This window comes from Oleiphilus sp. HI0128 (genome assembly GCF_001635365.1).
Genome location: NZ_LWGG01000592.1, coordinates 1 through 13,763 on the forward strand (window position 1 = coordinate 1; position 13,763 = coordinate 13,763).

Genomic DNA, 13,763 nt, shown 5'->3' on the forward strand with positions numbered 1-13,763 from the left:
ATTTCTGGCGGCAGTGGGTCGGGTTGAAAGACAACATCATTGTATATCTGGGGATCATCACTCCAGAACTTTGTGCGAAACATGCTTCTCGCCAAGCCATCTTTGCCTAGAATGGTTTCACCGTTTGGCAGCTCCAATGCGGTACCGCGAGTTAACTTGTCAATAATTCGGCTAGCGAAAGAACCAGAGACCGCAGACTCGTGCAAAAAGTCCATACTAATGCAATGGTCTGGGGAATAAGATTTTAAACGTTCAATCGCTAAACTATCCCAACAAGCATGAACCACTCGGAAGTCTTCTTTTTCAATAAAAAGAGGGATTTCATGAAACCACGATAGAAACTTGTGCCATTCGGAGCGATGAGCATCAAACTGCTCCAAGGTCTCTCGAATAAGTCTGTGATGACGAGCGTTGTGCTCGCGCAAATACTGCATGCCACTACCTTGACGACCCTCTGTGCAGTAACACATTGCATTGTATTCGTGATTGCCCAGGACAATTTCGGCCTGCGATTGGTCGACCATGTCTTTTACAATATGCAGAGCTTCTCGAATTCGAGGGCCTCTATCAACAATATCACCCACAAAAATCACTTTGCGTTGCGGATGACGGTAGCAACCTTGCTTGTTCTCATAACCCATCTTTTTCAACAGACGTTCAAGGGAGTTACCACAACCATGAATATCACCAATCAGGTCATAGCCTTGCTTAACTTTTTTCTTAACAAATGCCATCTATTAACTACTTATCAGGTTATTGGCCCAGCCTAATTTCTCTCTACAGGTTTCATAGAAGTTATGAGAGGTAGGGTGAATCAAACGCACTTTATGTGGTTTTTTACTTATGTATACTGCATCGCCAGGCGCAACAGGGATGTGATGCTGACCATCACAGCTGACCTGCGGGTAAATCTCATTACCTTCACCAATCACAATTTTAATCTCACTTTTACCGTCAACAACGATTGGACGGCTACTGAGCGTATGAGGAAACATTGGAACTAATGAGATTGCATCGAGTTTAGGGTGCAAAAGAGGCCCACCGGCCGACAAAGAGTAAGCTGTTGACCCAGTTGGTGTCGAAACAATCAAACCATCTGAACGCTGACTGTAGACAAACTGACCCTCAATAAACAAGTCAAAACCGATCATACGAGTTGACTTACCCGGGTGAAGAACGATGTCATTCAATGCGGTACCAAAGCCAACCGGCTCGCCATTTCGCTTAACATGAACATCTAGCAGGAAGCGTCTTTCCTGAATATACTGCCCTGAAAGCACTTCTTTTACTTTCGATTCCAACTCAGTTGGTGACACATCAGTCAAAAAACCTAATCGGCCACGGTTTACTCCTAACAAAGGAACATTTGATTTAGCTAACTCTCGAGCAGCCCCCAACAAACTTCCATCACCACCCACTACGATCACCAGATCACACATTTCCCCCATCATTTTGACACTGGAAACCTGCAAACCATGCCCGGGAATTAAAGCACCGATATTTTCTTCAATGATTAGATAATAACCTTCATTAACCAGAAATTTTCTTAAACGACGCATCGTTTCTATGACCTGGGCACTGCCCATACGACCAATCAAACCGATATTACGAAAATGATCCATACCTTAACTAACCCTTATACTATGTAATAGCGTGATATATATGAGAGAGGACGATCGCTTCAAGAAGCACTCTACATTAGCCAATACTACACCGGCCGACACTAAGCACATAATAAATTAACAGACTCCAGACTTACAGCCTGAATACCGTTCTCACGACAATTCAGAGATTTGAACATGAGATTGTCTATGAAGACAGGAAACGCTGATAGGATTCACCAAATCCACGCCAGCCCTGTAGCCCGCCAGTATGAACAGCTAATACTCGCGCTCCCGCCTGGATTCTTCCTTGATGAATATACTCCGCCAGCCCATACATCATCTTTCCTGTATAAACAGGGTCTAGAACCAAACCATGCTCATCATAAACATCAGAAATAAATTCCGTCAGACGACTATTGATTTTGGCAAAGCCACCGAAATGATAGTGATGACATATTCTCCAAGGGTTAACCCTACTGGCACCTGATAACTGCCGCTCTACGCGATGCTCCAGGTCGTGAGCATTTTTTAGTGCAGAAAATCCAACACACTGGGCTCGACCAATATTTGCCTGAGCAATCCCTGCCAAGGTTGCGCCTGAGCCCACAGCACAAGCTATCAAGTCATAGTTAAGTTGCCCCGCATGATGCAAGGTATTAAATAAACTTTCGATTCCTAGCGTGCCTTGTCTACCTGCACCACCTTCAGGAACAACCCAGGCTTCGGGCATTGCCTCTTTATACATATCAGGTGTAGTGTTAGAAGCAGTGTGACGATACGTTTCACGATCAAGCCATTGAATCTTCATCCCCCACTTTTCGCAATCCTGCAGAGTAGATGTCAAATCGCCGTGTGGTTCACCTCGAACAATACCGACAGAGTCCAGATTCAATTGATTTGCGGCATAAGCCAAGGCATGCAAATGATTTGAGTGGGCACCACCAAAACTTACAATTTGTGATTTGCCCGCCGCGACAGCCGCTAGTAAATGATGCTTTAGCTTGTACCATTTGTTCCCCGATATAAAAGGATGTACTTTATCGAGACGCAGACAGTCCAGGGTCACTAGCTGATCTTTCGCAATCTCCAGAGGAAAGGAGTGAACTTCGGGTAGTACATCAAATTGCACACCCAACTCAGCAGTAGTTTTATTATTAGCCAGCATAACCTTTATGACTCTCACACATGTCACTCACTCCTTCCTGAAAATCACCCGGTGCGCTAACCTTGCTTACACTCTTTCCGCAAACTTGACCTACGCCTTCGGCATGCTGGCAAATTGGCTGATCAAAGTGTTCTAACCAAGCTAGGTACTGCTCCTCCGTGACATAACATTTTGCCGCTACGAAAGCGTTTGGGTTATCAACATAATCACGAATTTCACTCGCCGTCATGGTGATATGCCCAGCACCCGGGTGGTAGGCAACGTAGACCACATCCAACGCTTTCAGGCGGTCAAACATACCTTCATTGGTGCTGCTAGCGCCACGAGACTCACTCAATTCCTCAAGCTCAGATCGCAGCTGCTCCTCACGTTCCTCTCGATAAGCAAGATCTAAATCTTTGCGATCTAACTGCTCCTTCAGGAGAACCAGTTCAGCCTCCATTTTCTGACGCTCCAAGCGCTCCTTGTCACCCGCAGACGCACCTTTTAAGCGAGTCTCCAGTTTCGAAACTAGATCTGACTGATCACTGACCTGATCCTGAAGCTTTAAGAACTGATCATTTCGCTTACCTAGCTTGAGCTTTAGTTTTTCGTTTATCAGCTTAAGCTGTTCATTCGTTTGCTTAAGCTCTTGAATTTCATTCTTATAAGCATGCAGAATAATTTTCTGTTCACGATCTCCAAAATCAACATTTTGCTCACGACTAGACTCCAGAGTACGAATTCTTAGCCTCTGCTCCTTAAGCAAACGAGCCAACTTGGTTCGCTTTTCAACCTCTGTTTCCAAGCCCAAGTCATCCAACACCGGATCACTCGGTGAAAGAACTGGGATATCCGGCTCGGCTTTCTCAAATTGAAAGCGTAGTTTATTCAACTCGACCGCTTTCTTGAGTCGCAAGAAGTCATTCGACCCGGGCGTCATATCAGGATCCCATAGGTCGTTCAAATGCCAATTAATTGAACACTGCCCCCGGCAAGCCAAACGTATTGGCCCGCCACCTAAATCAGGCCCACTACCACTCACTTCAGCCAAGCGTTCAATTGGTACATTCCAACTTGCGTCAGCCTTGCCATCTTCGTCGAAATATAAAATGAAGAATACCAGCGCCTGGATCGTACCATCCTTGCCAATCACCGCATAAACTGCTTTAGCTTCTTGATCAGCGTAATCTGGTAAAGCACCCAAGCCGTCTAACATTGCCTCGAACTCCGAGAACATCAAATGTTTCGTTACTTGCTGATTTTCAACAAAGAAGACAGCCTCATATGAATCTGACTTTCTAAACCCCATAACTACCTCGTTAAGATGCGCATAGAAATTGCGCACCCAATAAATCTAAAACTACAAATCAGTTTAGTTGATAACCAAGGAAGCACACGTTTAAAAAAGAAAGGATATGTAACGCTGCCCGGACCTATTTCACAGATATAAAAAACTATATGAACTGAAGGTATTAAGGTATGAATAGCGATTGACGTAGATTCGTCTAGTTCAAGCAGTTTTATCGTGGGTGGTATTAATAAAAGCGGGGATAATTAGCTGGAGGGGAATATAGAAGGCAATGCTGTTACATCTCAACAGCATCGTCCTCAAACTCTTCATCGTCATATTCCAGCCATCCGGAATCCAATACTTCTTCTTCATATTCGTTCATTTCTATCTCCTTTTGATTGTTTCAAAAGCAAGCGTATAGAAGAAATATGACAGAAATAAGTCAGACATCTCAAGAAGTATATAATTTGAGGTTTTCTTATTGAGAAATGAGTAAGAGTTAAGGACTGTAAATTTAAATGGCGGACCGGACGGGATTCGAACCCGCGACCCCCGGCGTGACAGGCCGGTATTCTAACCAGCTGAACTACCGGTCCGCATACTTTAAATCTTACATTCACTACCTTCACACAAGAACAGTGCTAGTAGTGGTGGGTGGTACAGGGATCGAACCTGTGACCCTCGCCTTGTAAGGGCGATGCTCTCCCAGCTGAGCTAACCACCCATTTGGGTAGACCTAATTCTAACATTGTCACGCAGCACCTAAGATGCTCCTTTGTTAGAAACCACCTCTTTCAAGGTAGCAATCGAGTTGAAGTGTAAATGGCGGACCGGACGGGATTCGAACCCGCGACCCCCGGCGTGACAGGCCGGTATTCTAACCAGCTGAACTACCGGTCCGCAACAAACTTTACATTTCAATTTCAAATCTAAAAAAGATTTGGTGGGTGGTACAGGGATCGAACCTGTGACCCTCGCCTTGTAAGGGCGATGCTCTCCCAGCTGAGCTAACCACCCAACTCAATTGAGATGCGTATCTTAATGATTTCTTAGAAGCTGTCAATTAGAAATCAGCTTTTTTTTGCATAAATATGCAATTAATTTTCACAAGTCTCATATCTAGAAAAAACGTGAGGAAAAATCAAACAAACAGTTTAATTTTCAACCGATTAAATTAGATACTCCACCCATTTTTAGCGACTTTGCAACCAGCCCTAATTCAAAGACTGACGAATCAGGTCCACATTCTCGCGCCGCTGCTCACTCATTTCTTTTTGTTCAGGCTCAGGCTCTTCTTTAGATTCGAGCTGAAAGTAAGCATACCACGGTTCACCATCATCGACCGTTTCCTCCTCTCGAGGCACTGGAGCCGGCGCTATATTACCTGCTCTCGCTGCTCTTTCGAGACGATCTAACTCCAACTCTTCATTCAAGGTCAATTGAATTTTCGGCTCACGCCAAGGAGCCAACCAGTTTCGCCTTATTTTTCGCTTATCATCAATAGCGGCTAGATATTCATCAACATCATCCGCAAGCAGGTACAACTCCTGCTCCAAGGTTAAAGGCTTATCTCGTCGTAACTCCCGATACAAATCACTAGGCAGATAGAAAATCGGGAAGCCCCACATAAAGTTATTCGACCACGGCCAAATCACGGTAAACCAACCGTATTCTTGCATTGTGCCATCAAGTACCTCCTGAGCCTTATCAGCGTCAGTCGGGTGCCAAAACGAATGCGTCAAATAGCGAGTCTTGGGCATTTCCTTCATCGCCATTTCCCTTTCAACCAACTGCACATCGGCTGTTGCCATTTCATCTTCCGGCTCTATTAAAGAGTGCCTAATTTCAGGGAGCGACACCTCAGAATGTCGAATATAGGTAATCGACCCAGCGTCCAGATTCATACCAATATCAGCCTGTAAGTTAAGATCAAAAGCCATCATCACTTTATCATCGAAAGCTTCGAAACCAAATAACGGCATCAAGCTCTTGCGCACAGTAAAGTCATAACTTCCTGCTGGCAGCTCAACATAAGTGTAACTACCGGCACGAAGGTTAAAGATAATTTCGTCATTAATATAATAACTAGGTGCTTCCAGCTCTTCAGAGGCCCACTGACTGTTCGGCCGATAGAAGTAAACTAGTGCATTGGCTTCTTTATCCCACTCAGTATCATCGAGTTCCTTGAACATTTCGCCATCAGTATTGGGAAAATAGTAAGAACCCAGGTTTCGACCTGTCGACCAATAAATAGATGGATACCAACCTCTACCCTGCTTATGGAAAGGCTTCGAATAGGGCGCAGTAGTATCCGCCTTCACCTGACCAGAACTCAAAGCCAGCGGAAAAATCGCGCAGGCAAGCACAATAGAAAGCGCATAATAAAGAAAGGAGCGGGATGGTTTGCCCACAACGCTCTTTAATGATTGCTTAACCTCAGCAACGCGACCCAAGCTCACAGAGTAAGCGCTTCGTTGGCAAGTTTTGAAACTCACAATACCGTCCAATGTATCGTTTCCTATAGATGTACAGCTTTATATTTATTCGAGCAGCAAGACTAGCTACCCATCACAATCAGGCGGACAGTTTAACAGCTAGTTAATCTAATTTTTGCGATCTACCGCATGTCATCGAGAATCCGAATACCTGTAAAGACTATCTCACCCCGGGATTTGCACTAGAAGAAGACAATTTACCCAAGCTCGCCTCCAAATCAATGACTCTTTTTATAAGCTGGCGGCGACTTTCATCTATCGACAGCAAGCTTTCCTGGTTTTCTAATTGAACTTTGGCGCTATCACTCATACGAGCCTGTAGCGCAGCAATACGTTTTTCAAACTCTTGAGTACTCGAATCGAAAGTGCTCAATTTTTCATTAAACTGCGTCAAAAACTCTTCTCGTTCAGCTCGAGTAATTGACAACTCCCCTGACAACGAAGCTATACGACCATCTAATACTGACATCCCTTTATCAGAGTCCGCTTTCAATGCTGATAATGAAACCTCATGAGTAGCTAAAGATTTTTGACTCTCGGCAAGCTTTTTCGTTAGCGCTTCTATTTTCTTTTCATGACCTTGAATAGTTTTACGATTCCTATCATAAGACACACCCCACAGCTTTCGAACCTCCGACTCCAGAAAAGCCATTTTCTTCTCTGCAGATGTGCCGGTTTGCATTAGTTCAGCACCCGTTTCACTAACCTCCCCTTCCAAACGAGCCAACAACAACTTGCTTTGCCCTATAAATTCGTCAGCACTAGACAAGCGCTCCTCTAAACCGACTACCGTTTGGGATTGCTGCCAATATAAGTATGATAAGCCCCCCAAAGCCAGAAGCATTAACAGCAACAGAGAAACGACTAAAGGTGAAGCAGATGATTGAGAGGCTGCAACCGGGGCGCGCACCTCGGACGAACGCACAGCATTTACTGTAGAGCTAGAGCCTGAACCGGCCTTTCCTACTTGCTGTTTTTTGTTGCCGATATCATCTCTTTTGCCTGCCGATGCCTTAGCAGATTTATTCTTATTCTTTCGACTATTATAAAGATCCAGATCATCTCGGTCCGGCCGCAAGCTATCCATTAAATTTCCTCTGCACTAATCATCTCAGGTATCTGTACGCTTAAATTCCAACTACCGCCGGGTTACCATGCACCAGCCAGTCAAAAGCAGATTCTAGCGCCTGCGCGCACCTTTGTCCTCCAATAAAACAATTCTATTTGCATGAAACCTGATGAATCACTACTATATGCGGTCTTTTTTTATCCAGACACTAATTCTCTGGGTAATCACGTGCCTTGGCATCAAGGCCAGACAGTTAGTGAGAGGTGACAAGATGCAGCCAGTAGTTGGGATAATCATGGGTTCAAAGTCGGACTGGCCGACAATGGAACACGCGGCCAACATGCTAGACGAGTTAGGTGTAGCCTACGAAGTTAAGGTCGTTTCTGCACATCGCACCCCTGACCTCTTATTCAACTATGCCAAAACAGCTGAAGAGCGCGGCATTCAAGTTATAATTGGTGGCGCTGGTGGCGCAGCACACTTACCTGGAATGGCTGCCTCACAAACCAATCTACCTGTGTTTGGCGTACCTGTTCAATCTAAAGCATTAAACGGCCTCGACTCCCTTCTATCTATTGCACAAATGCCTGGCGGAATCGCTGTTGGTACACTGGCTATTGGTGTCGCCGGGGCAAAGAATGCAGGTCTACTTGCAGGCCAGGTGATCGCATTGCATGATGACAAAGTCAAAGCTGCTCTCAATAAGTTCCGCCAGACGCAAACAGAAACAGTATTAAGCCAACCAGATCCACGAGGCTAGGCAATGAAGAAAATTGGTGTACTGGGCGCTGGGCAACTAGGCCGAATGCTCGCTTTGGCGGGATACCCTCTGGAGCTGGACTTTCACTTTTATGATACGTCCGGTTCTCCTAGCGTTGGACTTGGAGACATTACTATCGACACCGAGGCCAAGCTCGACAATCCGGCCTTAGCGGACTTCCTGAATGACGTTGATGTCGTCACTTATGAATTTGAGCACCTTCCAGCGCAACTAACACAATACATCGAAAGTAAAAGTACACTTTATCCCCCCTCAAAGTCTATTGAAGTCTGTCAAAATAGAGCTGAGGAAAAGGCACTATTTACCAAACTTGGAATTCCCACTCCTGCCTACCATATCGTCAACTCCCTTGAAGAGTTAAAAGCGGCTGTCGAAAAACTAGGTTGCCCAATCGTCACCAAGACAACGCGAGAAGGCTATGACGGAAAAGGCCAGTTCGTTATTCGTCAAGCAGAACAATGCGAAGCAGCATGGCAGGCTATTGGCGAAGGTAAAAATGGCACAAACACACTTATTGCAGAAGCATTCGTAAACTTTTCTCGAGAGCTGTCAATTATCGCTGTACGCTCAGCTGATGACAGCATGAAAGTCTACCCACTAGCAGAAAACGACCACCACGAAGGCATTCTGCGCTATTCCATCGCACCTGCAGCTAAGGTCGCGGACGATATAAATGCTCAAGCAAATCAATATATTAAAGAGTTAATGCATGAGCTAGGGCATGTCGGCATTTTAACACTGGAATTATTTGAAACAGAAAACGGCTTAGTCGCTAATGAAATGGCACCTCGAGTCCATAACTCTGGGCACTGGAGCATTGAAGGCGCACATTGCAGTCAGTTTGAAAACCATTTGCGTGCTGTCAGCGGCCTACCTTTAGGTTGCACCGAAGCGCAAAAGCTCACCTGCATGATCAATATTATTGGTGAAAAAGGTGATACCGGGAGTATCTTGTCACTTCCTTACGCCAACCTTTATTTGTACGGAAAAGAAGAACGCGAAGGACGCAAACTAGGGCACGTGACTGTGCAAGCAGATAGCCACGAAGAACTTGCCTGGCGAGTAAAGAATGTTGCGAGTTTTTTGCCTGGAAGCCCTGAATTCAAACATAGTTAAACCGATTCAAAGGCAGAAACCCCAAAAGCAGCTTGAGACACTAGAAAAACTCAAGCTCGCTTTCTTCAAACCAGTCTTCTTCCTCCAAACCCTCACTAACTTCCGCAAATATCATTTCTTTATTGGTCTGTTTTATTAATAAACGACAGACAATTGGCAAGTCATGAATCTGTGCCAATAGGTGGCTATCCACCAAGAAAAGCCTCTCATGAACTTCGTAATCAACAGGTGCGTCCAGCTCTAACAGCTCATCCTGACACAATTTAGGCAAGCCCATTCTGAGAATACAGTGATGAAGCAGCAACTGGTTTTTCAAGTCTCCCAAAAAGCGATTAGCTAGCTCCATACACCAATTTTCCTGGTACTGCACAATTGTTTAATTTTGCGCTTCAATACTAGGCATTGTTTCCCTGAGAAAAGCTCCAGAAACACTTAAATACATTAAGATAGAAAGATCTTCAGAACTAGCCTCAATGGATACAGAAACAAAGCCATCAAGAGTAGATAACCTTTGTAGGTCATTATCAGTCTTTTTAATATAAGCACCTAAATTATCAAACTGTTTTGCACTAGCACGCTCAAACAACTCCAAAATTCGTGGCACAACTTGCACACTGCTCATTGATATTCCCTCAAGACTCTCTGATCACTTCATTATTCCCCAGTACCGTTACTATACAAAGTATAGACAGCAAACTAAATACTCCACCGAACATCTAGTAGCATAAAGGAGGCACTACCAAGTATAAAGGCAACAAGGTAGAATGCACTTTCTTCCAAACAAACTAACAAACTTACTTCAGCAGCTCACCGCTAATATATCCACCTTATGATACAAAATAGCTCTTCCCTACCCTCTTCTGTTGATCCAAGCCAAACACGCGTAATCGTTGGCATGTCAGGCGGTGTTGACTCTTCCGTTTCAGCACTACTCCTAAAACAGCAAGGCTTTCTTGTCGAAGGCCTGTTTATGAAAAACTGGGACGAGGACGACGGCACAGAATACTGTACCGCAATCGAAGACCTGAATGATGCCCAAGCTGTATGTGACAAGCTAGGTATTAAGCTTCATACCGCTAACTTTGCCGCTGAATATTGGGACAGAGTCTTCGAGCACTTTTTGGTTGAGTATCGCTCTGGGCGAACTCCCAACCCTGACATCCTGTGTAACAAGGAAATCAAATTCAAAGCCTTTCTCGATTATGCGAGTACCTTAGGGGCAGATTACATTGCGACAGGCCATTACGTGAGACGCGCTGACGATAATGGGCAAACCTTGCTATTAAAGGGGCTCGATAACAACAAAGATCAAAGCTACTTTCTACATGCTGTCAACCAAAGCAAATTAGCGAAAACCCTGTTTCCGGTTGGTGAATTGGAAAAGCCAGCTGTAAGAAAGCTTGCCGAAGAACATGATTTAATCACACATAACAAGAAAGATAGTACCGGCATATGTTTTATCGGAGAGCGAAAGTTCTCTGACTTTCTAAAGCAATACATCCCTGCGCAACCGGGTGATATTGAAACTGACAAGGGCGATATCATCGGCCGACACAATGGGCTTATGTACCACACTATTGGGCAGCGCCAAGGCTTAGGAATTGGTGGGCTCAGCGGCTATGACGAATCACCTTGGTATGTTGCACAAAAAGACCTTGATCGTAACGTATTAATCGTTGTTCAAGGCAGCAAGCACCCCCTTCTATACAGCAGCCAACTACAGACTCTCGAAACTGACTGGATCAACAAAGCTCCAAGTGAGTACCCTTTCCACTGCAAAGCTAAGGTGCGCTACCGCCAAGCTGATCAGGACTGCATTATTGAAAGTAACGACAATGGATGCTTAAGCGTATTCTTTGGGCAGCCTCAGCGCGCGGTCACACCCGGCCAATCGATTGCCTTCTATCTTGAAGATCAATGCCTCGGTGGCGCGATTATTGAAACAACGGAATAGACAGCTAAAACACTAGAAAGCTGAATTCCAAGACATGCTCAGCAATCATCAGCAAAGTAATTTTAAACAGTGAACTCTATGAACAAGACTCAACAACAAATACTTGCCCTAGCAGGGTTATTCCAGGCAATGTCAGCCGCTGACGACATTGCACAGAGCGGACAATGCAATCCTCAACACCTGGAAACTGCCTTAAATAGTCTGTTTATCACAAACCCGGATACCACACTATCGGTCTTTGGTGACCTTGCCAAACTTGAGAAAGGCCTTGAAGTCGTTCATGACCTACTTGCCAAAACTAATACTAAGGGGCACGTACTGCCCGTGCGCTACGCTCTTGCAGTCCTCCACCTTGAGAGAAAACTCAATAAAGATAAAGAAATGCTAGATGCACTTAGCCGGAAACTTGAGAGGGCACAACAGCAAGTAGAGCATTTTGGCCTGCTTCACGAAAATGTCATTGGCAGTCTCGCTGAGATTTACATGCAAACCATCAGCACCTTTTCATTGCGTGTACAGGTATCTGGCCATGAACGCCACTTGACCGTCGATCTGAACGCAGCAAAAATCCGCTGCCTGCTTCTCTCAGGCGTAAGGGCTGCAAACTTATGGCGACAACTCTCTGGCCATCGTTGGCACTTTATCTTTAAACGACGCGCGTTAGCAAATGAGTGCGAAAAACTATTAAGCCAAAGCAGAGCAAGCTAGCTGCTACATAATTATATCTGAAAACTATTACAGATCTACTTCAATTATTGATTAAATCCAGTAACTTGCATGAGAGAGACTTTGAATCTATATTAGGAACTTCTGCTCACGAATCAATCTATTTTGCAGTAAAATCACGACCCAACCATTACTGATTTCTTAAGGAAAACACTTTGTTTAGCAACCTTCGATTTGAAGTCAAAATTTGGCTACTTCTAGCTATTGCCATTATTAGCAGCTTATTCATTCAAGTTTTTGACCGGATTAATGAGCGAGATAACTTGCTCGAAAGTCGAAAAAGTGAAGTGAAGCATCTTGTTGAAAATGCGTCTTCGCTGCTTAGCTCATTCTACGAACGAAGAGATATATTGGGTGAAGCAGAAGCTAAAAAACAAGCCGTCAACGCTATCAGACACCTAAGGTACGACAATGGCAGCGGATATTTCTGGATCAATGATTATAGCGCGAAAATGGTGATGCACCCTATTAAGCCAGCACTGAACGGAAAAGACTTAAGCGAATTTACCGACCCTAAAGGCACGCAACTGTTTTCCGATTTTGTGAAAGTCGTACGCAGCTCTGAAAGCGGGTATGTCGATTATTATTGGGCTAAACCTGGAAAAGACGAACCTGTTGCAAAAACCTCATATGTTCAAGGCTTCAAACCTTGGAACTACATTATCGGCAGCGGTGTATATATTGACGATATCGATGAGCTATTCTGGAAAAAGTCACGATCGTCTATCTTCTTGCTTCTTGCCACGCTCATTGTCGTTGCTGTGATCGCTCGAATGATGACCCAAGACTTGGTCGAACCTTTAAAGCGAATCGTATCAGTCATGAAAGACGCTGCAAACGGAGACTTTCGACAAGAAATTGAGCAAACTGAGCGTCGCGATGAGCTAGGAGGTCTAAGCCGATCGTTCATCAGCATGCAAAGCGCCTTCCGTAGCTTAATCAATCACTGCAAACACGGCTCTGAAGAAATGTCGTCTTCTGCAACCGTCATAAATGACATTACATCAAGAACATCAGAAGGTGTTGACCAACAACACTCTGAGACCGAGCTTCTCGCCTCGGCAATTGAAGAGCTTGCCATGACAATTCAAGAGATTGCTAACAACGCTGCAGAAACCTCAGACCTGACTCACGAAGCAAATACTCAAATAAATCAAGGTAACGAGATGATGCGCAATACCATTGGTGCAATCAGCAGCGTCTCGGATGATATGACACAAGCCAGCCAAGTCATTAGCCAACTTGAAGCCGATGTTCAACAAATTGACACCATTCTTGGCGTCATCAGAAACATTTCTGAACAGACCAACCTATTAGCTTTGAACGCCGCGATCGAGGCTGCACGAGCTGGCGAAACAGGCCGCGGCTTCGCGGTAGTAGCAGATGAAGTTAGGTCTCTCGCACAACGAACTCATGAATCCACTGAAGAAATACAGGCGATGACTGAAGCTCTGCAATCTGCCGCTGCCAATGCAGTTAAAGTAATGGAGGCCGGAAAGATCCATACTCAATCTTGTGTGGATAATGCTTACAGCACCGGAGAGTGCCTAATGATAGCGGGTTCAAAAGTCGCTGAAGTC

Annotated in this window: 13 protein-coding genes and 4 tRNA genes; 5 read left to right on the plus strand and 12 right to left on the minus strand. The window is 44.8% G+C overall.

Annotated elements, in window-relative coordinates; translation table 11 throughout:
• The 10 genes from A3763_RS07155 to A3763_RS07200 all read right to left on the minus strand — a co-directional run.
• On the minus strand, positions 1-734 hold a 734-nt coding region (locus tag A3763_RS07155), incomplete at its 3' end, for a metallophosphoesterase (protein ID WP_068759964.1).
• Positions 735-737: 3 nt separating this feature from the next.
• Positions 738-1,622: an NAD(+) kinase gene (locus tag A3763_RS07160; protein ID WP_068506818.1), complete on the minus strand. Its 885-nt coding sequence runs from the start codon at positions 1,620-1,622 to the stop codon at positions 738-740.
• A 187-nt stretch (positions 1,623-1,809) separates the two neighbouring features.
• Positions 1,810-2,769 (minus strand): 1-aminocyclopropane-1-carboxylate deaminase/D-cysteine desulfhydrase, encoded by a 960-nt coding sequence (locus A3763_RS07165; RefSeq protein ID WP_068506820.1) that lies wholly within the window; start codon positions 2,767-2,769, stop codon positions 1,810-1,812.
• Positions 2,759-4,060, minus strand: a complete 1,302-nt coding sequence (locus A3763_RS07170; protein WP_068506822.1) for a hypothetical protein — start codon at positions 4,058-4,060, stop codon at positions 2,759-2,761. The genes A3763_RS07165 and A3763_RS07170 overlap by 11 nt, the downstream gene beginning before the upstream one ends.
• A gap of 501 nt (positions 4,061-4,561) precedes the next feature.
• A tRNA-Asp gene (locus A3763_RS07175) sits at positions 4,562-4,638 on the minus strand.
• 52 nt (positions 4,639-4,690) lie between these two features.
• Positions 4,691-4,766: transfer RNA gene (locus A3763_RS07180), tRNA-Val, on the minus strand.
• A gap of 99 nt (positions 4,767-4,865) precedes the next feature.
• A tRNA-Asp gene (locus A3763_RS07185) sits at positions 4,866-4,942 on the minus strand.
• A 41-nt stretch (positions 4,943-4,983) separates the two neighbouring features.
• Positions 4,984-5,059: transfer RNA gene (locus A3763_RS07190), tRNA-Val, on the minus strand.
• Between the two features lie 197 nt (positions 5,060-5,256).
• Positions 5,257-6,537, minus strand: a complete 1,281-nt coding sequence (locus A3763_RS07195) for a DUF2846 domain-containing protein (RefSeq protein ID WP_156494988.1) — start codon at positions 6,535-6,537, stop codon at positions 5,257-5,259.
• A 160-nt stretch (positions 6,538-6,697) separates the two neighbouring features.
• Positions 6,698-7,624: a hypothetical protein gene (locus A3763_RS07200; protein WP_068506828.1), complete on the minus strand. Its 927-nt coding sequence runs from the start codon at positions 7,622-7,624 to the stop codon at positions 6,698-6,700.
• Between the two features lie 253 nt (positions 7,625-7,877).
• On the opposite strand from A3763_RS07200, the gene purE reads away from it, so the two are divergent.
• Both purE and A3763_RS07210 read left to right on the plus strand, forming a co-directional pair.
• On the plus strand, positions 7,878-8,366 hold the full coding sequence (gene purE / locus A3763_RS07205; RefSeq protein ID WP_068506833.1) for a 5-(carboxyamino)imidazole ribonucleotide mutase: 489 nt from the start codon (positions 7,878-7,880) through the stop codon (positions 8,364-8,366).
• A 3-nt stretch (positions 8,367-8,369) separates the two neighbouring features.
• Entirely contained in the window at positions 8,370-9,503 is a 1,134-nt protein-coding gene (locus A3763_RS07210) for a 5-(carboxyamino)imidazole ribonucleotide synthase (RefSeq protein WP_068634377.1), read from the plus strand.
• A gap of 40 nt (positions 9,504-9,543) precedes the next feature.
• Here the strand turns inward: A3763_RS07210 and A3763_RS07215 are convergent, their stop codons facing one another.
• Both A3763_RS07215 and A3763_RS07220 read right to left on the minus strand, forming a co-directional pair.
• Positions 9,544-9,849 (minus strand): hypothetical protein, encoded by a 306-nt coding sequence (locus A3763_RS07215; RefSeq protein WP_068511619.1) that lies wholly within the window; start codon positions 9,847-9,849, stop codon positions 9,544-9,546.
• 30 nt (positions 9,850-9,879) lie between these two features.
• Positions 9,880-10,125, minus strand: a complete 246-nt coding sequence (locus tag A3763_RS07220; protein WP_068511616.1) for a hypothetical protein — start codon at positions 10,123-10,125, stop codon at positions 9,880-9,882.
• A 207-nt stretch (positions 10,126-10,332) separates the two neighbouring features.
• Between A3763_RS07220 and mnmA the strand changes: the two genes are divergently transcribed.
• The 3 genes from mnmA to A3763_RS07235 all read left to right on the plus strand — a co-directional run.
• Positions 10,333-11,457, plus strand: a complete 1,125-nt coding sequence (gene mnmA / locus A3763_RS07225; RefSeq protein WP_068511612.1) for a tRNA 2-thiouridine(34) synthase MnmA — start codon at positions 10,333-10,335, stop codon at positions 11,455-11,457.
• Between the two features lie 78 nt (positions 11,458-11,535).
• The gene (gene hflD, locus A3763_RS07230) at positions 11,536-12,165 is read left to right on the plus strand and encodes a high frequency lysogenization protein HflD (protein ID WP_068511610.1); all 630 of its coding nucleotides are present in this window, start codon (positions 11,536-11,538) and stop codon (positions 12,163-12,165) included.
• A 173-nt stretch (positions 12,166-12,338) separates the two neighbouring features.
• A partial coding sequence (locus tag A3763_RS07235) for a methyl-accepting chemotaxis protein (RefSeq protein ID WP_068759965.1) occupies positions 12,339-13,763 on the plus strand: 1,425 nt, incomplete at its 3' end.